The 20,733-nt window shown below is 56.9% G+C and carries 18 protein-coding genes; 8 read left to right on the top strand and 10 right to left on the bottom strand.

Translation table 11 applies throughout. The annotated features are described in order from the left end of the window. The first annotated feature begins 73 nt into the window (after positions 1–73). Positions 74–1,210: a branched-chain amino acid ABC transporter substrate-binding protein gene (locus HF327_RS17360; protein WP_198461590.1), complete on the top strand. Its 1,137-nt coding sequence runs from the start codon at positions 74–76 to the stop codon at positions 1,208–1,210. Between the two features lie 156 nt (positions 1,211–1,366). Here the strand turns inward: HF327_RS17360 and HF327_RS17355 are convergent, their stop codons facing one another. Beyond that, positions 1,367–2,293, bottom strand: a complete 927-nt coding sequence (locus HF327_RS17355) for a LysR family transcriptional regulator (RefSeq protein WP_198461589.1) — start codon at positions 2,291–2,293, stop codon at positions 1,367–1,369. A gap of 108 nt (positions 2,294–2,401) precedes the next feature. Here HF327_RS17355 and HF327_RS17350 point away from each other — a divergent pair, with 108 nt between their 5' ends. From HF327_RS17350 to HF327_RS17340, 3 genes are all read left to right on the top strand, one after another. Beyond that, the gene (locus tag HF327_RS17350; RefSeq protein ID WP_198461588.1) at positions 2,402–3,061 is read left to right on the top strand and encodes an NAD(P)-dependent oxidoreductase; all 660 of its coding nucleotides are present in this window, start codon (positions 2,402–2,404) and stop codon (positions 3,059–3,061) included. Between the two features lie 124 nt (positions 3,062–3,185). Beyond that, positions 3,186–4,406 (top strand): sugar transporter, encoded by a 1,221-nt coding sequence (locus HF327_RS17345; protein WP_198461587.1) that lies wholly within the window; start codon positions 3,186–3,188, stop codon positions 4,404–4,406. Positions 4,407–4,477: 71 nt separating this feature from the next. Further along, positions 4,478–5,527, top strand: coding sequence for a porin (locus tag HF327_RS17340; RefSeq protein ID WP_198461586.1), 1,050 nt, complete (start codon positions 4,478–4,480; stop codon positions 5,525–5,527). Between the two features lie 107 nt (positions 5,528–5,634). Here HF327_RS17340 and HF327_RS17335 read toward each other — a convergent pair whose 3' ends face one another. The 3 genes from HF327_RS17335 to HF327_RS17325 all read right to left on the bottom strand — a co-directional run bounded on the left by HF327_RS17335 (position 5,635) and on the right by HF327_RS17325 (position 9,440). Continuing rightward, positions 5,635–6,603 (bottom strand): tripartite tricarboxylate transporter substrate binding protein BugE, encoded by a 969-nt coding sequence (locus HF327_RS17335; protein WP_198461585.1) that lies wholly within the window; start codon positions 6,601–6,603, stop codon positions 5,635–5,637. Between the two features lie 127 nt (positions 6,604–6,730). Further along, positions 6,731–7,981: a CaiB/BaiF CoA transferase family protein gene (locus HF327_RS17330; RefSeq protein ID WP_198461584.1), complete on the bottom strand. Its 1,251-nt coding sequence runs from the start codon at positions 7,979–7,981 to the stop codon at positions 6,731–6,733. A 265-nt stretch (positions 7,982–8,246) separates the two neighbouring features. Then, on the bottom strand, positions 8,247–9,440 hold the full coding sequence (locus HF327_RS17325) for an acyl-CoA dehydrogenase (RefSeq protein WP_198461583.1): 1,194 nt from the start codon (positions 9,438–9,440) through the stop codon (positions 8,247–8,249). Between the two features lie 193 nt (positions 9,441–9,633). Here HF327_RS17325 and HF327_RS17320 point away from each other — a divergent pair, with 193 nt between their 5' ends. Beyond that, complete coding sequence (locus tag HF327_RS17320) at positions 9,634–10,590, top strand: LysR family transcriptional regulator (RefSeq protein ID WP_198461582.1); 957 nt, start codon at positions 9,634–9,636, stop codon at positions 10,588–10,590. A gap of 14 nt (positions 10,591–10,604) precedes the next feature. On the opposite strand, the gene HF327_RS17315 is transcribed toward HF327_RS17320, so the two are convergent. The 3 genes from HF327_RS17315 to HF327_RS17305 all read right to left on the bottom strand — a co-directional run bounded on the left by HF327_RS17315 (position 10,605) and on the right by HF327_RS17305 (position 14,216). Next, positions 10,605–11,231, bottom strand: a complete 627-nt coding sequence (locus tag HF327_RS17315) for a TetR/AcrR family transcriptional regulator (protein ID WP_198461581.1) — start codon at positions 11,229–11,231, stop codon at positions 10,605–10,607. Positions 11,232–11,654: 423 nt separating this feature from the next. After that, a complete protein-coding gene (locus HF327_RS17310) occupies positions 11,655–12,827 on the bottom strand; it encodes an aromatic ring-hydroxylating oxygenase subunit alpha (protein WP_198461580.1) in 1,173 nt (390 codons plus the stop codon). Positions 12,828–13,298: 471 nt separating this feature from the next. Then, entirely contained in the window at positions 13,299–14,216 is a 918-nt protein-coding gene (locus tag HF327_RS17305) for a hypothetical protein (RefSeq protein WP_236024259.1), read from the bottom strand. 328 nt (positions 14,217–14,544) lie between these two features. Here HF327_RS17305 and tenA point away from each other — a divergent pair, with 328 nt between their 5' ends. Then, positions 14,545–15,216 (top strand): thiaminase II, encoded by a 672-nt coding sequence (tenA, locus tag HF327_RS17300; protein WP_198461673.1) that lies wholly within the window; start codon positions 14,545–14,547, stop codon positions 15,214–15,216. Between the two features lie 1,104 nt (positions 15,217–16,320). After that, positions 16,321–16,632 (top strand): hypothetical protein, encoded by a 312-nt coding sequence (locus HF327_RS17295; protein ID WP_328701890.1) that lies wholly within the window; start codon positions 16,321–16,323, stop codon positions 16,630–16,632. A 44-nt stretch (positions 16,633–16,676) separates the two neighbouring features. Here the strand turns inward: HF327_RS17295 and HF327_RS17290 are convergent, their stop codons facing one another. Beyond that, complete coding sequence (locus HF327_RS17290; protein ID WP_198461579.1) at positions 16,677–17,417, bottom strand: LrgB family protein; 741 nt, start codon at positions 17,415–17,417, stop codon at positions 16,677–16,679. Beyond that, a complete protein-coding gene (locus tag HF327_RS17285; RefSeq protein WP_198461578.1) occupies positions 17,414–17,815 on the bottom strand; it encodes a CidA/LrgA family protein in 402 nt (133 codons plus the stop codon). Before HF327_RS17285 ends, HF327_RS17290 begins: the two co-directional genes overlap by 4 nt. Before the next feature lie 196 nt (positions 17,816–18,011). Here HF327_RS17285 and HF327_RS17280 point away from each other — a divergent pair, with 196 nt between their 5' ends. Then, the gene (locus HF327_RS17280) at positions 18,012–18,230 is read left to right on the top strand and encodes a hypothetical protein (RefSeq protein ID WP_099736092.1); all 219 of its coding nucleotides are present in this window, start codon (positions 18,012–18,014) and stop codon (positions 18,228–18,230) included. 819 nt (positions 18,231–19,049) lie between these two features. Here HF327_RS17280 and HF327_RS17275 read toward each other — a convergent pair. Beyond that, positions 19,050–20,495, bottom strand: a complete 1,446-nt coding sequence (locus HF327_RS17275) for a lactonase family protein (protein WP_198461577.1) — start codon at positions 20,493–20,495, stop codon at positions 19,050–19,052. Positions 20,496–20,733 lie beyond the last annotated feature (238 nt).

Genomic DNA, 20,733 nt, shown 5'->3' with positions numbered 1-20,733 from the left:
GTGATTGCCTCATTGCCAACTGCCTGTGGCGAGGCATAAGGTAGCGCCTTGTCTCAACCGAGTGGAGTGCGCAATGAAGAATTTTGGCAAGTTGTGTATCGCGGCAGCAGTAACAGCCATGGCGGGGGGCGCCATGGCCCAGGAGCAGGTCATCAAGATCGGCCACATTGGCCCGACCTCTGGACCTCAGGCGCACTTCGGCAAGGATGATGAAAATGGCGTGCGCATGGCCATTGAAGACCTGAATGCCAAGGGCATGGAAATTGCCGGCAAGAAGGTCAAGTTCGTACTGGTGGCAGAAGACGATGTGGCGGACCCCAAGCAGGGCACGGCTGCTTCGCAGAAACTGTGCGATGACAAAGTGGCTGGCGCTGTGGCGTTTGTGAACTCCGGCGTGGCGATTCCCTCGTCCAAGGTGTTCAATGACTGCGGTATTCCCATGATTACCGGCGCCGCGACCAACCCTGATCTGACCAAGCCCGGCTGGAACACCACCTACCGCGTCATCGCCAACGACAACGCCCTGGGTGCGGCGCTGGCCACCTATGCGGCCAAGACGCTGAAGCTCAAGAACATTGCCGTCATCGACGACCGCACGGCCTATGGTCAGGGTTTGGCCAACGTGTTCAAAAAGGATGCCGAGAAGCAGGGCATCAAGATCGTTGCCAACGAGTTCACCAACGACAAGGCCACGGACTTCATGGCCATTCTGACCTCCATCAAGGCCAAGAAGCCGGATGCCATCTTCTACGGCGGCATGTACGGTCAGGCTGGTCCCATGCTGCGTCAGATGGCTCAGTTGGGCATGAATGACGTCAAGATGTTTGGCGGCGACGGCATCTGCGTGACCGAACTGGCCAAGGTGGCCGCAGGTGCGAAGCCGCTGGACAATGTGGTCTGCGCCGACGGTGGTGCATCGCTGGCCAAGATGCCTGGCGGAGTCGAGTGGAAGAAGCGCTACGACGCCAAGTATCCCGGTCAGTTCCAGGTCTACAGCCCGTACTTCTATGACGGCACCATGCTGTTGGCCGACGCCATGAAGCGCGCCAACTCCTGGGACCCCAAGGTCTATATCCCCTTCCTGCAGAAGTCGGATTTCTCGGGTGTGACCTCCAAGATCGCTTTCGAGAAGAACGGCGAAATGAAGAACCCCAGCTACACACTGAGTCGATACATCGGTGGCAACAAGACGCCTATCGATCTGAAGTGATCTGAATGTTTGAGTGCGTCCGGACTGGTTGCCTGATTGGGTAGTCCGGAATTTCAAAGCCTGCTGATGCGACTGCATTGGCAGGCTTTTTTGTTTGAGTAAAAACAGCTTCTTGCGCTTGTCTGCATTACGCAGGCAGCTATGGAATTGATAGTTTTATGTCAGGGCTACCGTGCTCTGCACCCCATCAAGCTGGGCAAAGTACTGGCGCAGCACGTTGATGGCTTCGCGGACCTTGGCGGGCAGCGTGTCGCGGCTGGCGGTGACGGCCCAAATGTCCAGCATGCCCATGTCCCACTCGGGTAGCAGGCGCACCAGCATGCCGCTTTTCAGGCTGGCAGCCACGTCATGGGCAGAGAGCAGGGCGATGCCCAGACCCGCTTCGCAAAACTGCTGAACGGCGCTTCTGTGATTGCTGACCATTCGCGGTAGCAACTGCAGTCGGTACTCTTGCCCAGTGCTGTGGTGATGCCACAGAAAGTCGGTCTGCACCTCCTCATTGCGGCTTAGCTCCAGCCAGGGTATCTGCGCCAGCTCTGCGGGGTGTTGTGGCGTGCTTCCGTGCGCCTGCAGCCACTGGGGTGATGCGCACAGCACGGTGGCACTGCGACCCAGGTGGCGAGCGACCCAGCTGGAGTCCTGCAGATTGCCAAAGCGTAGTGCCAGGTCCACCCGGGCCTGAATCAGATCAATGGGCGTGTCATCCATCAGCAGGCGCAGCCGCAATGAAGGGTGTGCGGCCAGCCATTGGCCCAGCGCAGGCGCGGCATGTTGGGTAAAGCCTGCGGGGGTGGCCAAGCGCAGCTCGCCACTGGGTAATTGCAACTCGGCAGCCAGCTCGGCCCGCGCGCGGCTGGCGGCTTCACACATGGCGGCGCACTGGGCATAAAAGCGCTGGCCAGCGTCGGTCAGCGTCAGCTGCCGGGTCGATCGATGCAGCAGCGTCACGCCCGCATCCTGCTCCAGTTGGCGAATGTGCTGGCTGACGGCCGAGGGCGACATATCCAGCTGGCGCGCAGCCGCGCTCATGCTGCTGCGCTCGACCACCGTCGCAAAAATGGCCATGCGTTTGAAATCTTCCATGCCTCTATTTTGAAGCTGTGCTTCAAGGTCATGGTGGCTAAAGGGGGTTTTTCTGCGGATTAATGCCGATTAATCTTCAGTCCTGTTGAACACACAAGGAGTTGGAAAATGAAAGTTGCATTGATTGGCGCTACGGGATTTGTGGGTGCAGGCGTGCTGGAAGAGCTGCTGCACCGTGGTCACGAGGTGGTGGTGCTGGTGCGCAAGCCCGAGGCGTTTGCCGTTCGTGAACATGTACAGGTCGTTCAGGCCGATGTAATGAATGCCGACGAGGTTCAGCGCGCTGTGGCGGGCTGCGGCGCCGTGCTCAGTGCCTACAACGCGGGCTGGACCAACCCCCATATCTACGACGACTTCATGAAAGGCTCGCGTGCCATTGTTCAGGGGGTGAAGGCCGCGGGCATCAAACGCTATCTGGTGGTGGGCGGCGCGGGCAGCCTGTATGTGAATGGCCAGCAACTGGTGGATTCGCCCGACTTCCCGGCCTTCATCAAGCCAGGTGCATCGGCAGCGCGCGACATGTTGAAGGAGTTGGAGAAAGAAACGGATCTGGACTGGACGCTGCTGAGCCCTGCTGTGGGATTTCATGGTGGCTCGGCTGCGCAGCCCAAGGGCCGCACCGGCCAGTACCGCACCGGCAAGGATGAGCCCCTGATGCAGGCCGATGGCCAGCCTGGCGATATCTCGGTGCAGGATCTGGCCGTGGCGTTGGTGGATGCCCTGGACAAGAACGAGCATATCCGGGCCCGCTTTACCGTGGCGTATTGAGTGGCTGACTAGCGGATCCAACCCCGGCGTTTGCCGGGGAAAGGCGGTGCTGTCTGCGTACTGTCTTGGTGCACGCGCACAATTCTGGGTTTTGCGGCGCAGGGCGCCGGCACGCTTTTTTTGCATGACAGAACCTTCTACAGACCCCATTGCTTTGGCATCCACCTCAACCCGAACCCCGACCCAGGCCTGGCTCAGCGTGATTGCGCTGGCGCTGGGCGCTTTTGTTTTCAACACCAGCGAGTTTGTGCCTGTGGGCCTGCTCAGCAGCATTGGTGCCAGCTTTGACCTGCGTGTCGAGCAAGTGGGGCTGATGCTCACCATCTACGCGTGGGTGGTGGCGCTGGCGTCGCTGCCCTTCATGCTGCTCACGCGCAAGGTGGAGCGGCGCAAGCTGCTCATGGGCGTGTTTGCGGTGTTTGTGGTCAGCCATCTGCTGTCGGGCGTGGCGTGGAGCTACGCCTCGCTGGTCATTAGCCGCATCGGTATTGCGCTGTCACATGCCATATTCTGGGCCATCACTGCCTCACTGGCCGTGCGCGTGGCTCCACCGGGGCGAAAGGCCATGGCGCTGAGCCTGCTGGCCACGGGCACTTCGATGGCCATGGTGCTGGGCATTCCCCTGGGACGCATCGTGGGTGAATGGCTGGGCTGGCGCATGACGTTTCTTGCGATTGGCGGTGTGGCTGCCGTGGTGATGGTGACGCTGGGCAAGTTGCTGCCGTTGCTGCCGAGCGAGAACGCCGGTTCGCTCCAAAGCGTGCCCATGCTGTTCAAGCGCCCGGCGCTGGTGGGCATTTATGTGCTGCTGGTGCTGGTGATTACCGGCCAGTTCACGGCTTACAGCTATATCGAGCCCTTTGTGCAGAACATTGCCGGTCACGCCGCTGGTGTGACCACGGCCGTGTTGTTGCTGTACGGCGGCATGGGCATTGTGGGCAGTGTGCTGTTTAGCTGGCTGGGCCTGCGCTTTCCACGCGGCTTTTTGCTGGCGGCCATTGCCGTGCTGGCGCTGAGCCTGCTGCTGCTGGCAACGAGCAGCGTGCATGAGTGGAGCCTGTATCTGCAAAGCTCTATCTGGGGCATTGCCATGATCAGCTTTGCGCTGACCATGCAGTCCAAGGTGTTGAACCTGGCCCCTGATGCGACGGATGTGGCCATGTCCATGTTCTCGGGTATTTTCAACATCGGCATTGGCGGCGGCGCGCTGCTGGGCAGCATTGTCAGTCAGCAATGGGGCATGAGATATATCGGGCTGGCGGGCGGTCTGCTGATTGCCGTGGGCGGTGCGCTGTGGCTGTTCATGATGCTGAAGCTGGCCGACAGCTTTCGACGCAAGCCTTAGCTTTGTATACAAAACTGGCCTGACTTTTGCATGGATGGTTTGTCTCAAATTTTTAAGAGAGGAAATCATCCATGAAAGCGTTTGCCGCAACCCTTACCACTATTGCCCTGGCCGTAGCCAGTCTGTCGGCCCAGGCCCAAAGCTCGGTGCAGCTCACCGGTACCGTCGATACCTATGTGGGCTCCATGAAGATGGCTGGGCAGGAGCGCGTGGCCTCGGTCGGCTCCGGCGGCCTGACCACCTCGTGGTGGGGCGTGAAAGGAGTGGAAGATCTGGGCGGCGGGCTCAAGGCCGACTTCAATATCACCAGCTTTTTCCGCGCCGATACGGGCACTCCCGGCCGTTTTGATGCAGACCCCTTTTTCTCGCGTGATGCCAATGTGGGCCTGGCTGGCAGCTTTGGTCGTGTGAGTCTAGGCCGTGGGCTGGCGCCGAACTTTCTGCCCACCGTGCTGACCAACCCGTTTGGCGACTCCTTCACGCTCTCCCCTCTGGTGCTGCATGCCAATATGACGACAGCGGCCTGGGGCAATGACAGCCTGACCACGGCATCCAACACGGGTTGGAGCAATCAGGTCTTGTACACCACGCCCAGCTTTGGCGGTCTCAAGGCCAATGTGCACTACCAGTTCGGTGAACAGACGAGCAGCGGCAACAAGGGCAAGAAGAATGTGGGCCTGAACCTGATGTACTTCGGTGGCCCGCTGAGTCTGACCGCTTTCTACGAGCGCGCGCAAATCAACAATCCGGTTTCTCTGGCCGTGATGCCGACCAAGAGCAACTGGATGGTCGGCGGCAGCTATGACTTCAGCGTGGCCAAGCTCTATGCCACCTACGGTCAGGCCAAGATCAATGCGCAGAACCGTGAAAACACCACGTACTCGCTGGGTCTGGATGTCCCCGTCAGCGGCACGGCGGGAACCATCAAGGCTGCGGCAGCACGCACCAAGTCTGAAGTGGGCAGCGTCAGCGGCACAAGAACCACCGTCAGCCTGGGCTATGACCATTTCCTGTCCAAGCGCACCGATGTCTATGCCGTGGCCATGTATGACCGCGTGAGCATGGACATTCCCAACAAATCCGGCACCAGCGCAATGGTGGGTATCCGTCATCGTTTCTAAGCTGCACCAGTTTCATGCACCAGCACCTTGCTTGTGCATGAGCAGCACCACGTAAAAAGTCCTCGCCGGCATTCACACCGGTGAGGACTTTTTTGGGGGGAAGACGCTTAGTCTTCCATCTTCAGATTCTGCTTTTGCACCACGTTCTTGTAGACGACCAGCTCTTCGGCCATTTGCTTGGCAAAGGCGTCAGGTGTGTCGGCCATGATGATGGAGCCGCTTTCTTCAATGCGCTTTTTCACCGCAGGATCTTGCACGGCCTTGCGCACGGCGGCGTTGATCTTGTCCACCACTTCCTTGGGCAGGTTCTTGGGGCCGACGATGCCGTAGTAAGCCATGCGGTTGACCTGGGGCAGACCCATTTCCTTGAAGGTGGGCACATCAGGCAGCGCAGCCAGACGCTGGGGTGCTGCGACGACGAGGGCCGTCAGGCGCTTTTCCTTGACGAAGGGCAGGGTGGAGGGCAGGTTGTCAAAAATCAGAGGCACCTGGCCGGCAACTGCGTCGTTCAGCGCAGGGCCCGATCCGCGGTAAGGCACGTGGGTCATGTCGGTCTTGGTTTCCAGCTTGAACATTTCCATCATCAGATGGGTGATGGAACCTTGACCGGGCGATGCGTAAGAGTATTTGCCGGGGTTGCTCTTGACCTCAGCCAGGAAGCTCTTGTAATCCTTGCCTGCAAACTTGGGGTTGGCGGCAATGATGTTGGGCGTGGCGGCGATGTTCACGATGGGCGTGAAATCGGTGGCGACGTTGTAGGTGATCTTGGGGTTGATGGCCGGGTTGGTGGCCGTGGTGGACACAGTGGCAATGCCCAGGTTGTAGCCATCGGGCTTGGCGCGTGCCGTTTCAGCGGCGCCAATGGTGCCGCCGCCGCCGCCCTTGTTTTCCACCACAACGGACTGACCCAGCTCACGGCTCAGGGGTTCAGCGATAACGCGGGCAATCAGGTCCGTCGTGCCGCCAGCCGCAAAAGGCACTAGCAGGCGGATGGGCTTGTTAGGGTAGGCGCCTTGAGCCTGTGCTGCGCCGCAGAGCGCGAGTGTTGCCAGAACGGTGGCAGTGATTTTGAACATATTAGTCTCCTTGGAAGTGTGATGTGCAGTGCGCTTCTCTTGAAAGCTGGCTGCAGTTTTTTGGGGCTTTTGCCCTCTGATTTTGGTTGGGTTGATCGTTCAGGCCGGCAGGCTTTCAAACCATGTCTTAAACCACGTTCTGCGCATGCAGATTCGCGATGGTTTGCTCATCCAGTCCGAGCTCATGCAGCACCTCATCGGTGTGCTGGCCCAGTGCCGGGGGGGCGCGGCGGTAAGTCACTGGGGTGGCCGAAAGACGCATGGGGCTGGCAACAGTGGCAATGTGGTCAATGCCGTCGCCGGCATTGCGCGGCAAGCTTTGCTGAATGCCTCGCGCTTTGACCTGTGGGTCTTCAAACGCTTGGGCAATGGTGTTGATCGGACCGCAGGGCACGGCCTTGTCTTCCAGCAGCGCAATCCAGTCTGTGGTGCTGCGCGTCAGCATGACGGGCTTCATCAGCGTCAGCAGAGCGCTGCGGTTTTGCACGCGGGCGGTGTTGGTAGCAAAGCGCTCGTCCTGTGCCCAGCTGGCGTGGTCGATGGCGGCACAGAAGCGGGCGAACTGTCCGTCGTTGCCAATGGCCAGCAGCACATTGCCGTCCAGCGTGGGAAAGTCCTGATAGGGCGCAAGGCTGGGGTGAATATTGCCGGCGCGGCCCGGTACCTTGTCCGTGGCCAGAAAGCCTGCGGCCTGATTGGCCAGCACGGCCATGCCCACATCCAGCAGCGCCATGTCGATGTACTGGCCCTCGCCCGTCGCATGGCGCGCATTGAGCGCCGCCAAAATTGCGTTGCTGGCATACAGGCCGGTGAACACGTCGATGACGGCCACGCCCACCTTCAGCGGGCCGCCGCCGGGCTCGCCATCGGCATGGCCGGTAATGCTCATCAAGCCGGTCATGGCCTGCACCATCAGGTCGTAACCGGCGCGCTCGGCGTAAGGGCCGTCTTGGCCGAAGCCGGTGATGGAGCAGTAGACCAAGCGCGGGTTCAACGCCTTCAGGCTGGCATAGTCCAGCCCGTATTGCTTAAGGCCGCCGGTCTTGAAGTTCTCAACCACCACATCGGCTTCCTGCGCCATGCGCAGCAGCAGGGCGCGGCCTTCGGGGTGTGCCATGTCTACGGTGATGGAGCGCTTGTTGCGGTTGCAGGCCGTGAAGTAACTGGCCTCGCGCGTGTCATTGCCCGCATCGTCCTTCAAGAACGGAGGTCCCCAATGGCGTGTATCGTCGCCCGCCACAGGGCGCTCGACCTTGACCACATCAGCCCCCAGATCGGCCAGCATCTGTGTGGCCCAGGGGCCTGCCAGCACGCGGGACAGATCCAGCACCTTGATGCCTGCCAGTGCGCCGGTGGGAATGGTTGTGGATGCGTTCATGTCGAGTAGCCCGATCAAGCGAAACAATGAAATAAGTAGCTGTTTGCGCTTTATTTGTCTGGGTTCTGAGCTGAAAACTAATCAGAACCCAGACAAATCAAGCGGTACCAGCTCATTAATAGATAGTGAGCAGAAAGTGCTGGTGACGGCAATTTTTGCCATCGCTCCGAGGTGAGGGTGGCCAGCAAGAGCCGTCTCGCGGCGAAGCTGCCGTCCCCCTCCCGAAGAGAGAGGGGGAAGCGGCGCAGCCGCTCAGGGGAAGCTATCAGTTCGCAAATGCAGCGATGCCGGTCTGGGCGCGGCCCAGAATCAGCGCGTGCACATCGTGCGTGCCTTCATAGGTGTTCACCACTTCCAGGTTCACCAGATGGCGGGCCACACCGAACTCGTCGGAGATGCCGTTGCCGCCCAGCATGTCGCGGGCCATACGGGCAATGTCCAGCGACTTGCCGCAGTTGTTGCGCTTGACCAGCGAGGTGATCTCGATCACGTTCTGGTGCTCGTCCTTCATGCGGCCCACGCGCAGCACTGCTTGCAGGCCCAGCGTGATCTCGGTCTGCATGTCGGCCAGTTTCTTCTGGATCAGCTGGTTGGCGGCCAGAGGGCGGCCGAACTGCTTGCGGTCCAGCGTGTACTGGCGAGCGGTGTGCCAGCAGTCTTCGGCCGCACCCAGCGCGCCCCAGGCAATGCCGAAGCGGGCGCTGTTCAGGCAGGTGAATGGGCCCTTGAGGCCGCGCACATCGGGGAAGGCGTTTTCTTCAGGGCAGAACACGTCTTCCATCACGATTTCGCCGGTGATGGAGGCGCGCAGACCTACCTTGCCGTGGATGGCGGGGGCGGACAGGCCCTTCATGCCCTTGTCCAGGATGAAGCCGCGAATCTGGCCCACGGTGCCGTCTTCGGCCACTTCCTTGGCCCAGACCACAAACACGTCCGCCACGGGGCTGTTGGTGATCCACATCTTGTTGCCCTTGAGCTTGTAGCCACCATCGACCTTGTAGGCGCGGGTGGACATGGAGCCGGGGTCCGAGCCGTGGTCGGGCTCGGTCAGGCCGAAGCAACCGATGAACTCGCCCGAGGCCAGCTTGGGCAGGTACTTCATCTTCTGCGCTTCGGTGCCGAATTCGTTGATGGGCACCATCACCAGCGAAGACTGGACGGAGGCCATGGAACGGTAGCCCGAATCCACGCGCTCGATTTCGCGGGCCACCAGGCCGTAGCTCACATAGTTCAGGCCGGCACCGCCGTACTGGGTAGGGATGGTGGGGCCCAGCAGGCCCAGCTCGCCCATCTCGCGGAAGATGGACAGGTCCACCGACTCGTTGCGGAACATGGCTTGCACGCGGGGCTTGAGCTTGTCCTGGCAGTAGTCGCGTGCCGCGTCGCGGATCATGCGTTCGTCTTCGGTCAGCTGTTGATCGAGCTGGAGGCAGTCGTCCCACTGGTAGCCATTGGCCATGTTCATCTCCTGAATACAAAGTGTCGGGTGGCAGGCAGTCGCCTGAGTGCTTGCACACATATTAGTTTTGCCAAACAGCCGGTGGCAAACGATGATTAATCATCTATGGATGAGTAAAATGCATGTATAAAATGATTTATCAGGGTTTCTACCTTGATCTGAATTCTATTGATGCGCTGAAAGCATAAAACCTATGCGAAGAGTTCTTCCCTCCACCCAGGCGCTGGCCTGCTTTGAATCGGCGGCCCGCCATATCAGCTATACCAAGGCGGCGCAGGAGCTGTCGCTCACGCAAAGCGCCGTCTCGCGCCAGATCATTGCGCTGGAAGAGTTTGTGGGCGTGGCCCTGTTCAAGCGCACCCGCCACGGCGTGCTGCTGACGGATGCTGGCCAGCACTACGCCACGCAGGTCGGCCGCTGGCTTCAGGGGCTGGAGCGTGACACGCTGGATTTGATGAGCCATCAGGGCGAGGGTGGCCCTCTCAACCTTGCCGCCGTGCCCACGTTCGCCACGCGATGGCTGTTGCCGCGCCTGCCGCAACTGGCCCAGCAGCACCCGGACATCACCGTTCACATCGACGTGCAGACCCGTCCATTTCTGTTTGCCGACACGGTGTTTGATGCCGCGCTCTACGCGGGCACGCCAGAGCAGGTGGCGCGCTGGCCCGGAGTGCAGGCCCAGTGGCTGATGGATGAAGAGGTGGTGCCCGTGTGCAGCCCACAACTGCTGGCCACCGCCCAGCAGCGCGACCCGGGCCGGGCTTGGCTGCCGGTGGGCCCGGAGGTGATTGGCAGGATGCCGCTGCTGCAGCAAAGCACGCGAGCCCACGGCTGGCGGCAATGGTTTGAAGCCATGAACGTCGATGCACCGCGCGCGCTGGATGGCATGCGGCTGGAGCTTTTTTCCATGCTGGCCGTGGCCGCTCGGGAAGGACTGGGCGTGGCACTGATACCGCCCATGCTCATCGAGCAGGAAATTGCCCGTGGCGACCTCATCATTGCCTGCCCCCAGTCGCTGCGCGGCAATCGTGCCTACTATCTGGTCACGCCAGAGCTTGCGGCGGATGCGCATCCATCACCGGCGTTGCGCACCTTCAGCCATTGGTTGCAGGGATGCGCGCAAGAGGTGCGTGGCGGAAAAGCCGAGTGAGTGAAAGGGCGGCCTTATACCTTGTTCAAGGCGGAGCCTGAAGCGCTGATGAGCAGCAGCACATCCGCAGCAATCTTCTGCATCCAGTGGCTTTCGCTCTTGAGGGCGGCTTCCGTAAAGGCTTTACTGAAGGTGGGGCGCACAATCTGCGCGTAATTGAGGCTGCCCAGAATAATGGTCAGCAAGACCACGGCAGAGATATCGCTGCGTATCAGAGCTGCGGCCTGACCTTCTTCAAGCAAGGCGAGGCTCTGGAGCAAAAAGACTTCCAGTGGCCGGGCCTGGGCTTGCTCAATGCGCTCCGAGTTGTCCAGCAGCTCGCGGGTGATGAGCTTGAATCCTGCCGGGCGGGTCTGCATCCATGCAACCTGCAGCAAGACAAAGGCTTGCAGGCGATGTTGCAAGGGGTCGCCGGACTGCACGCCTTGCTCCATACGCTCCATCAGCTCGCGCGCCTGCACCTCGAGCACGGCGCGGTACAGCACTTCCTTGCTGGGAAAGTGGTGGAGCAGGCTGGGGTTGCCAATCTGGCAATCCCGGGCCATGGCCGATAGTGACGCCCCCTGAAAGCCGTGGTCGGAAAAATGCTGTTCGGCACGATCCAGGATCAGTTCTTTGCGGGAGAGCGGTTTGCTGGGCATCCAGAGATTATAGAAATGGGGGATACACAGGTGGCAGTGGCTGCCCCTGCGCCTGCGCCTGCGCCGTAGTTCGTTCAGTTGACGACCCGCTCTTGCCTTGCCCATTAGCTTGAGCAGCTTGCCTGATTTTGTGCACAGCAGGTTTGTCAGAAATTCCACGCTTTCGGACATTTGGAGTGCGCCACCTGCTCGCGCATAAAGCGGATCAGCCGTGGCCTCCGGGCGCAGCACGAGCAGGTCTTGACGGGCTCGCCTCAGACGGGGTCTGGCACGCCCCGTCTGTCTCGGCCGGGTGTTTCATCAAGGTGTACTCCAGCTCGCCGGGTAGATGTTTCCGGTGCCGGAATGATCATGTCCTTGATGCGGTCGCTGAGGAGCAGGTATCCGTAGAGGGCGTGACTCAATGACCTGCAGGGCAAGTAGTCAAGTCGCCGCGGCCTTCACAGCGTGGGACTGAAGTGAATCCAGCTGCTGCCTGAGCTGCGCATGAAAGCGTGGCGCACTGTACTCGAAGGTGCCAAAGGTGAGGTGCTCATTGGCGCCCGAGGCGAGGCCTGCCTGTATGGACTCCGCCAGTGCATAGTCTTCGGCCAGAGTCCGGCGGTAAAGATCCACATTGGCATTCCAGTAGGCGGTGGCCTTTTCTGTCGTCGGCTCGGCAGGAATCAGCGTGAGCTCATGCACGCGTGTGCGGGAGGCACTGAGCGGCTCCACGTAGCTCAGCTGTCCATGATCGGGCTGCACCAAAACCATGCTGTTCGGGAAGAAGTAATAAGTCAGGTTGCCGTACTTGCGCGGGTCGAAGTCGTCTGCTTCGGGCTGCTCTTGCGAAAAGCGGGATTTGATGAGGTACAGGCGTCGGTGCAGGCCAAAATCGTCCACCAGCTGCAAGTTGTTCATGAACATGTGGGCGATGGTCTGGCGGTGCGCCACCTTGAAGTGATAAGCCTCAAAGATGCCGTCGATCAGCAGCTTCCAGTTGGCGTTGACCTCGTATGAGCGCTGCGCGTAGGACACCGGCGAGTGGAGTCCGTTCAGCGACTCCAGGTTCTCCATGAGCGGGCCCAGGTGGGTGTCGATATCGCGAATAGGCGAGGTGGGGTCCAGCACCACCCAGATAATGCCTCCTCGCTCAACGGCGGCCAGTCTTTTGAGTCCGGAGTCTTCTTTCTTCAGGCAGGGGAAGCCAAAGGAATCGGGCACTCCCCGCAAGCCTCCATCGGGCTGGTAAGTCCAGGCGTGGTAGGGGCAGATGAACACTCGCGCTTCGGTGCCGCTGCCTTCGGGAGCGACGCGTGCGCCGCGGTGGCGGCAGACATTGATGAATGCGTGAATGACTCCGTCAGTCTGCCTGACCAGCAGCAGCGGAACGCCAAATTGCGTGAGTGACAGCCAGGCGCCGGGCGAAGGGATGGATGAGCTACCGGCCACGGGTTGGGGGAACTGACGCAGCAGGCGCAACTCCTGTGCAGTCTGCTCATCGCTGGTGTATCGCGAGACGGGGACCTGCTCGCCCATTCCATCCGCATCAGCCAGCCCGGTTTGCATGGCCAGTGCGGCCCGGCGGTGAAGCTCACCCGCAAAAGGAGTATTCATCTTTGCACCGTTCAATCAATAAGATGTTTGGGTGATTCCATGATGTAAGTCTACAAACCGACTAATCAGTCGGTCAATGGGGTTGGCGAGATACGGTTGATTTGGGCGGCTATGGTTTCCCCTTGTTCGCGAGGTTGCCGTTTGCCATTCCAACAAGGCCCTGTTTTAAAGCACACCGGAGCTGCTTTTCTATCAAGAGTTGGCCGCCTGCTGAGTCAGGAGCGTTAACGTCACGACCCTATTCAGAACACGCATCATCTTGTGGCAGCATAGCTGCGCTGCTATCTTGCTTCTGGATTGATGCCGAAGTGGGGGCATTGATGCATGCTCTGCCAAGGGCAAGTCACATCAGGCTTTGGGTCTTGCGCCAGGGAAGAATTGCTGCAGCGGTACGGCAACCGTGCCTGCGATCTGGGTGCGCCAGAGTTTGCGGCCAGCGCCCAGCCGTCCCTGGCGCGGCGCGGCTGAAGCTTAAGGCAGTAGCATCAGTGAAGGAAGTAACAGCTTTTGTAATAGACCCCCGCTACTAGGGGTTTGCTCAGCTGCTGCCATTGGTGTTGGCGCTGGCGTCGTGTTGCTGCCCAGCTGGCCTCCGCGACCGATGCCGCCACTCAACTCTTGTGCTTTGTAGCTGCGCAATGCAACCACCATTTTGTTGTAGGAGTCCACAAACGCGGCGACCGTGGCTTGTCCCTCGGGCGTGCGAGAGAAGCCCCGCAGGCTGGCAGATGCGCTATCGCCGAAGATGCTCAATGCTCCAGAGATATTCCGAGTGGTGGAGTTGCCTTCTGACATCGACAGCTGAACACCGGTGCGAATATCAAACAAAGACATGGTGACCACGGAGACTTTGGTTTCTACCTCGCCACCAATGGAGCCAGCAATACTGGACATTAAGCTCTTTTTTTCGCCCTTTGCCTTGCCTGTAAAACGGCCTACGGTCTCATCATTAATGATGATCCCAGACTCCAAGAAATAGTCACTGGCCACGCGTTGGCCAACTTCGAGATTCGAGTCTTCTCGGTAGTCTTCAGACCGGCGCTGCTGATGGCTAATGCGACCAATTTTTTCGCCTGTTTTTCCGACACCGGAGGCTGTGATAACAAAACAGTTGGACTGCATGACGGTGAGGCGAATCAGAGGCTCAATTGTTGTAATTTTGGTTCTTCTATTGAAGTCACCATACCAGCCCCTTTCGCGGTCATCATCAATAACCAAGGTTCCCAAAGGAACTTCGCACCGCTCCAAGCCGTTATTGGAGCCAACCACAGTGGACCCGGCTACAGCACCGCTGGCTGCCGTAGGATTTTTTCCTGTGGTGACGCAACCACTTAATGCCAGCGTTGCGGTGAGTCCTAAAATAGTCAATGATTGATTAGAGAAAAGCATTTCTTTTAATTCAAGTGAAATTAATAAAGTTTAAAAAGTAGCGTCAATATTTTTTTAATTGTACATTGGATTGATACAATTTGTATCAATCCAATGTAATCGTTAACTCTCTGTTTTCTTTGAGTGTGAGTACTTAGTTTTAATTTCTATGATTTTTTTATTGTGATGCTTGAAAAAATGTTTGAATGTTTTTCAAACATATATCAAATGGAATTTTAAAATATTTCAAAAAAATAGATTTTTAATAAAATGATTTTCTGAAATATTCAGATTAATGTGCCGAGGCACGAGAAATTTTCTCAATGAAGGAGTTGTAATGTCTACCCGCATATCTTTTAGCCAAAGCCTCTGGGATGCCAATCAGGCCCTGTTCCAAAGCACGCTGGAGCTGCCCTTCAACCAAGAACTGGCCGCCGGCACGCTGAGTCAGGAGCGCTTTCGTCACTACATGATTCAGGATGCGCATTACCTCGTCGCCTACGGTCGTGCGCTGGCGGTGACGGCTGCCAAGTCCGACAACGCCGAGGGCGTTGTGCAGTTTGCCAATGCAGCCAATGAAGCCGTGGTGGTGGAGCGCGCCCTGCATGGCGGCTTTATGCGTGATTTTGGTGTGAGTGCTGAGCAGTTCGCTGCCACGCCGCTCACCCCTGCCTGCCACCACTACACCAGCTTTCTGGTCTCTACCGCCTGGAGCGCGACATATCCCGTGGCCGTGGCCGCGCTGTTGCCATGCTTCTGGATTTACGCCGAAGTGGGGCGCGATATTCATGCGCGATCGGCGTCGGACAACCCGTATCAGGCCTGGGTCGATACCTATGCCAGCGAAGAATTCCACGCTGCCGTGCGCGGTGTCTGCGCCACGGTCGATCGCTTGGCAGAAGATGCCACGGAATCCACCCGCGCCGCCATGCATGTGGCTTACCGTGATGCGGCAAGGCTGGAGTGGATGTTCTGGGACGGTGCTTATCAGCTGGCTGACTGGCCCAAGTCGCTGCGTTAAGCGCTTTACTGCCTGAATTTTCACCTGAAGAGGGTGTTGCTTAAAAAATAAGCGGAGCCCTCTTTTTTGTTGTATGACAAAGAGTTAGATGTCTTGTTCAGCCGCTTGCTGGGGTTTGTCCACAAGCTTGTAGCGATTTTTTGGGGAGAACTAGCCTCTAGCCCAAGTCCATGGCGCGCTAGCTGCTATGAATTGCGGAGTTCTTGCCACAATTCTGTGTAGTCAGTGGTTGCACACTGCGGGGGTGCCCAAGGCGCTCTCTGGTGTTTTTCCTTCCCCGTGCAACTGGGGCATTGCTTTAAGGTGTTGTTGATTAAAAAATAGTCATCTCTTACTTTGTTGTTGTCTGACAAAGAGTTAGCTTGCTTATCAAGGGTCTTGGAGAGGTTTGTCCACAAGCTTGTAGTGATTCTGTGGGGAGAACTGACCGCCAGCCCATGTCCAGAGCACGCAGGTTGCTATGAATTGCGTAGTTTGAAGACTGGCAGGCCTGTATGGAGTGCTTTGCCTAAAAAATAAGCGGCTGCAAAGAAGTCTTTTGATAACAATGGCTTGAGTCGCTTATCCAGCGACCCGGAGTGCTTTGTCCACAAGCTTGTAGAGGTTTGACGGGGAGAACTCGTTGTGGGTACTTAAGTTGTCTTTCCGGCTGCGATCAGGTGATTAATGAGTGCTCTGACCTTGAGGGGGGGAAGTGGCGCTATGGCGCATAAACGTCATCGGCGATACCTGGGGCGTCGTTGTCGGTAAGGCTCCGCTGGGGCAGTACTTGAATTGAACCAGTGCGCCGCTTTGCAGCGCAGCGTGGGCAGCAAAGCCAGGTTGCTCCAACTACCGTGGTCACAGTCAGTCTCACCGTGCCGCGCGGCACGCCGCTGTAGTGTCTGGCAGTGGCGTGGATGTCGCTGGCGGTCTGGAACAGCTGGCTGCAGGCGGCGTAGACCTCGGCACCCAACTCAACAGTGTCTTGTTGGCGGGTGACGGCGCATCCATCAGGCATCGTGTGGCAAGGGATTGGCCTAGCACTGCTGGCCGCCAAGCTGTATGCATGTGGTAATGCTGACTATCTAGCGTTTCAAGCACATTGCCCCGGCGCAGATTGCCATGCTGCAAATGGGAGTCGGGGCTCTGGCTTTGCTGCCGTTCGTGTGGGAGCTGAGAGGCGATGCGGTTTCCAGCATCAAGGCGTTGGCTGCCTTGTTGGTGTTGCGGCTATTGCACACAGCTTGGATGTATACGCTGATGCACAAAGCGTTCAAACGGCTCAAGGCTCAGCCCATTGCCGGCCTGTCTTTTATCTACCCCGTGATGGGCTTGTGGTGGACTTGCTATGGTTCAGTGCTAAACACAACCCGCACCGCGGCTGATCCTGGGCTTCGTCTGGGCCTACCGGCGCGGCGAGGAAAAAATAGCTAAAACTGCCGCTAGCGCTTATAGATAAATCGCTAGCAGCTATCTTTTTAAACCCAAGGGGTGATGGCTAGCACGAGCGGCATCAGCACCGCCGTAGCGACACCGTTCAACCCCATAGCCAGCGCCGAGAAAGCGCCTGCTGTGGGGTTGAGCTGAATGGCGCGCGCCGTGCCAATGGCGTGGGCGGTCAGGCCAAGGGCAAAGCCTTCAACGGCCGGATCTTTGAGGCGCAGAAAGCGGCACAGCAGTGGTGCCATCATGGTGCCGCTGATGCCGGTGATGGCGACTGCTACCGCAGCCAGAGAGGGCTTGCCGCCAAAACGCTCGGCCATGGGTAGGGCGATGGGGATGGTGGCCGATTTGGGTGCCACGGCAATCAGCGTTGCTTCAGAGCCGCCGAACAACCAAGCAATACCCAGCGCAGAAAACAACGCCACCAGGCAACCCACAAACAGTGCCACGCTGATGGGCAGCCACAGCTCCTTGATGCGCTCACGCTGGGCATAGAGCGGAATCGCCAGTGCCACTGTGGCCGGGCCAATCATCAGCCCTAGAAGCGACACGCCACTGCGATAGGTTTCGTACGGCGTGCCGGTCACCATCAGAATGCCGACGATGACAACCACTCCGGTAAAAACGGGAATCAGTGTGGGCCGGTTACCGCTTTTTTTGTAGACCGCCATGGCGGCAAGGTAGACGATCAGCGTCAACACCAGCCAAGGCAGGGGCGAGCCTTGGGCAAGGCTCAGCCAGGTGGTGTGCAGCCGGTCAAGCAAAGGCGTGCTCATGCGGGCTGCTCCTGCTCTGGCGTGCGCTCATCGTTATCTTTATTGCTGCTCTGAAGAGTGCGCTGGCGTTGCAGAAAAAAGCGGAAAGTGAGGGCGGTGGCTGTAAACGTGATCGCCGCACCTGCCACGCAAGCCAGTACAAACGGCAACCATTCGCGGCGCAGGTGGCCAAACTCCAGCATCACGCCCGCGATGACGGGGATAAAAAGCAGCATCATGTTCTGCAGCAGTACCTGTGCGGTGTCTTCCAGCGGCTTGGGCAGGCGCTTGTAAAACAGCAGTCCAATCAGCAGCAGCAAAGTCCCAACGAGTGCTCCGGGCAGTGGCAGGCCGCTGACGCGCACCAGAAACTCGCCCAGCAACTGAAAGGCGAAAAGAACAGCAATCGCATACAACATGGGGGTGGCTAGCTCCTGAAATAAGAGTGGCGGACTGGCGCTGGGTGTGGTGCTGAGCGGTGTCTGAGGGCTTGGTGAATTTAGGTAAAGCCGCCAATCAGCTATTGCGCGTGGCAAATGAGAGGTTTATCTTGGGTTTCAGGCGCTTCGAGGCCGGAGCGTCCAGTCTACTCAGACTAGCTTAGGAGAAATCACCATGCAAACAGCAGTCTATCGTGCACCTGTGTATGAACCTACGGTCGATGAATTGGAAACGCTTAAAAAACTGGAGCTGGGCGAAGATGTTTCACTCGGTGCGGCCGTCAAGGAATACCTGTCCAGGCGCCTGCTGGAGCGTGGCTTTGTTGTGCAGGACGAGGAAAAGCATTGGCACATCACCGATACCGGCCGTTTGCTGATCCGGCGTACCCTCTAAAAGGGTAAGGGTTAACCCTTTGCTAGGCATCTGCCTGATTTGAAGGCAATCAACCGGTAAAGGCGTTATTACAAGGGCGTAGAAGCCTTTTTTAACTAGATTTCACTGGATTTCCACAGAATTATCAACAGGATCTGTGGAAAAAAGCGCCGCGAAAATCGGCGCTTTTTTTATGGCTGGAACGGAAGCAGGATTGCTCTGATTGACAGTCGACTTTGGCTTCGACAGTACGCCAGCGTTGACGTCGCAAAGACATTTTTCAGAGGAGGCAGCTGTGTAGTCACTGCCTTGAGTAGCTTTTCTTGCGTGTAGAGCTTGTCAGCTGCAGCGGCGTAGAGGTGCCGTGTTAAAGCAAGAAGCTGCATATTCCCATGCGCTTATAAGGGCCTGAGTGGAAAAAGTTATGCACAGTTGCTGCACTATTTCTGAAAAGTGAGCAGATAAGGCAGATCTTGCCTAAGCCCTGCAATGGGAAGACTTGGATAAAGAGATGAGGCGATGTACCCGATTCGCCGTTTTTCTGGAGTCAGAGAACAGAAAAGCCGAGAAAGTAAATTACTTTTTCGGCTTGGGTATCTGGTGCCGGGGCCGGAATCGAACCGGCACACCTTTCGGTGGGGGATTTTGAGTCTTGGCACTAACCCTTGAGGGGTGCTGATTGTAGTCTGTTTTTTGGCGCAAAAAAATGACGAATCGTCACTCTGACAAAAAAGGTTTGCGCCAATGGGATTGGCGATCAGGCAGAGCATGGGCGTTAGGGGGTTGAGGTATCGCCTCCATGCTTGCCTTAATTCGCCGTTCCCTCCAAGAATAGATGCCTTACCTAGTCAAAATCAATGCATTTGGATACGTAATATTTGCTTTGGTAGCAAAAATAGGCGTCGAGCCCAGCTCGCCTGTTTCTGGATTAATGAAAAACACTAATGCGTTATTAAACCCTGGCTGCAGCATGTTGTTTGTGGTGCTCACATATGCAAACTGGCCGGTAGGATCAATGGTGATTAATTCAGGGTAGAAATATGAAGGCGTTTGTGAAGCGCTCAAGAGAGTGAGCGATCCATCCGTGCTATCAACACTGTAGCTTGACACCTTGAGTGAGATTGGGTTAGTCGCATAGGCAAATCGACCGTTTGGATGAAAACCGATTTTCAACGGATCGAGGCCCAAGACTGGTGGGGGGGCGTTAACTGCACTTATCTCGCCCTTGGTGTCAATAGTAGCTATTGTTATTTGGCCGTTGCCTTGGTGCGCGAAGTAGGCAAATCGAGCGCTTGGATCTATAACAAAGTCTGTGTAATGCTGCTGAGATATGTAAGGTGATTGGCTGATGGGGCTAGGCAAACCCGTTTTAGTATCAATAGAGAAGCTTAAAGTAGATTGATTATCTCCGATGTAGAGATATTTACCCAAGGGGTCGATTTTTATATATTCGTATCTGTAAGATGGCAAAGAATGGATGATATTGTAGCCTTGGCCAATCTTGCTCAATTTCCCGCTTTCGGGGTCAATTGCGTAAGTTTCTAATAAATGGTTGGGATAGGTATGTTGATTTACGAAATAGGCGAAGCGGCCTGTAGGATCAATGATCAATCTTGATGAGTAGATGTCAGGCACGGAGCTGGTTGTAGTGAGTGCACCCGTCTCCTTGTCGATGTCCGAGACAATGAGTTCAGCCGTTATCAAGTTATACGAGTATGCAAAGCGACCCGATGGGTGAGCTGCCAAGAAACTATTTTGACCAGTAAGTGATGATACGAAATTTAGTTCGCCCGTCTTTTCATCGATTTTAAAGATTGATAATTCATCGTTGCTACTGGAAAATGAATATGCAAATCGTGCATTAGGAGCCGAGCATATGATTTTAATATTGCTGACTTCTGCATTGGCGATTGCTCCACTACCTTGGGCTACAGAGCAAGTGCGAGTAAGGTTTGTGGGTTGATTTTTAATAGAAATTTCATAGGCCTCCTCGCTTTTCAACGCTTTAGCAAACTGAAATTTTCCATCTTCCGCTATTTCTAGAATTTCTCCGAAATTGCTTTGTAGAACCAAGCCTGTACCAAGCAGGCCAGTGACTTCGCCGCTGACGGTATAGGTCTTAGCAATAGGCTCCGATACTTCGGGCTGCTTGCCTTCTTCGCTGCCGCTGCCGCCGCCGCCGCCGCATCCAGTCATTGCGATAGCAGATGCCAGCAAAAATGCATAGCCTATTTTTGAGTAGGGAAGTGCTGTTTCATTGATGCCAGTGGATTTTCTGAAATCCATTTTTTTCTATGAATCATTGAAATTAAACCGATGTATTGACAAAGAAGAAAAATGCAGTCATATCTAATTGTTATGTGTTGGTATTTTTATGATGCAAGCTAATATTGCGTCGTCTTAGAAAGAGAAACGACATAAATATTGTTACATGATAAGAATAAAAATATTACTAATTATTTCAGATTTATGTTTTTCAGTTTTTCAGTTTTTGACTTTGGTTAATTTTTATCGCACAGCCTTT

The organism is Comamonas suwonensis (genome assembly GCF_012844455.2).
Lineage (GTDB): Bacteria > Pseudomonadota > Gammaproteobacteria > Burkholderiales > Burkholderiaceae_C > Comamonas > Comamonas suwonensis.
The sequence above is the reverse complement of the archived record's forward strand: the minus strand, read 5'-3'. Positions and strand labels throughout refer to the sequence as shown.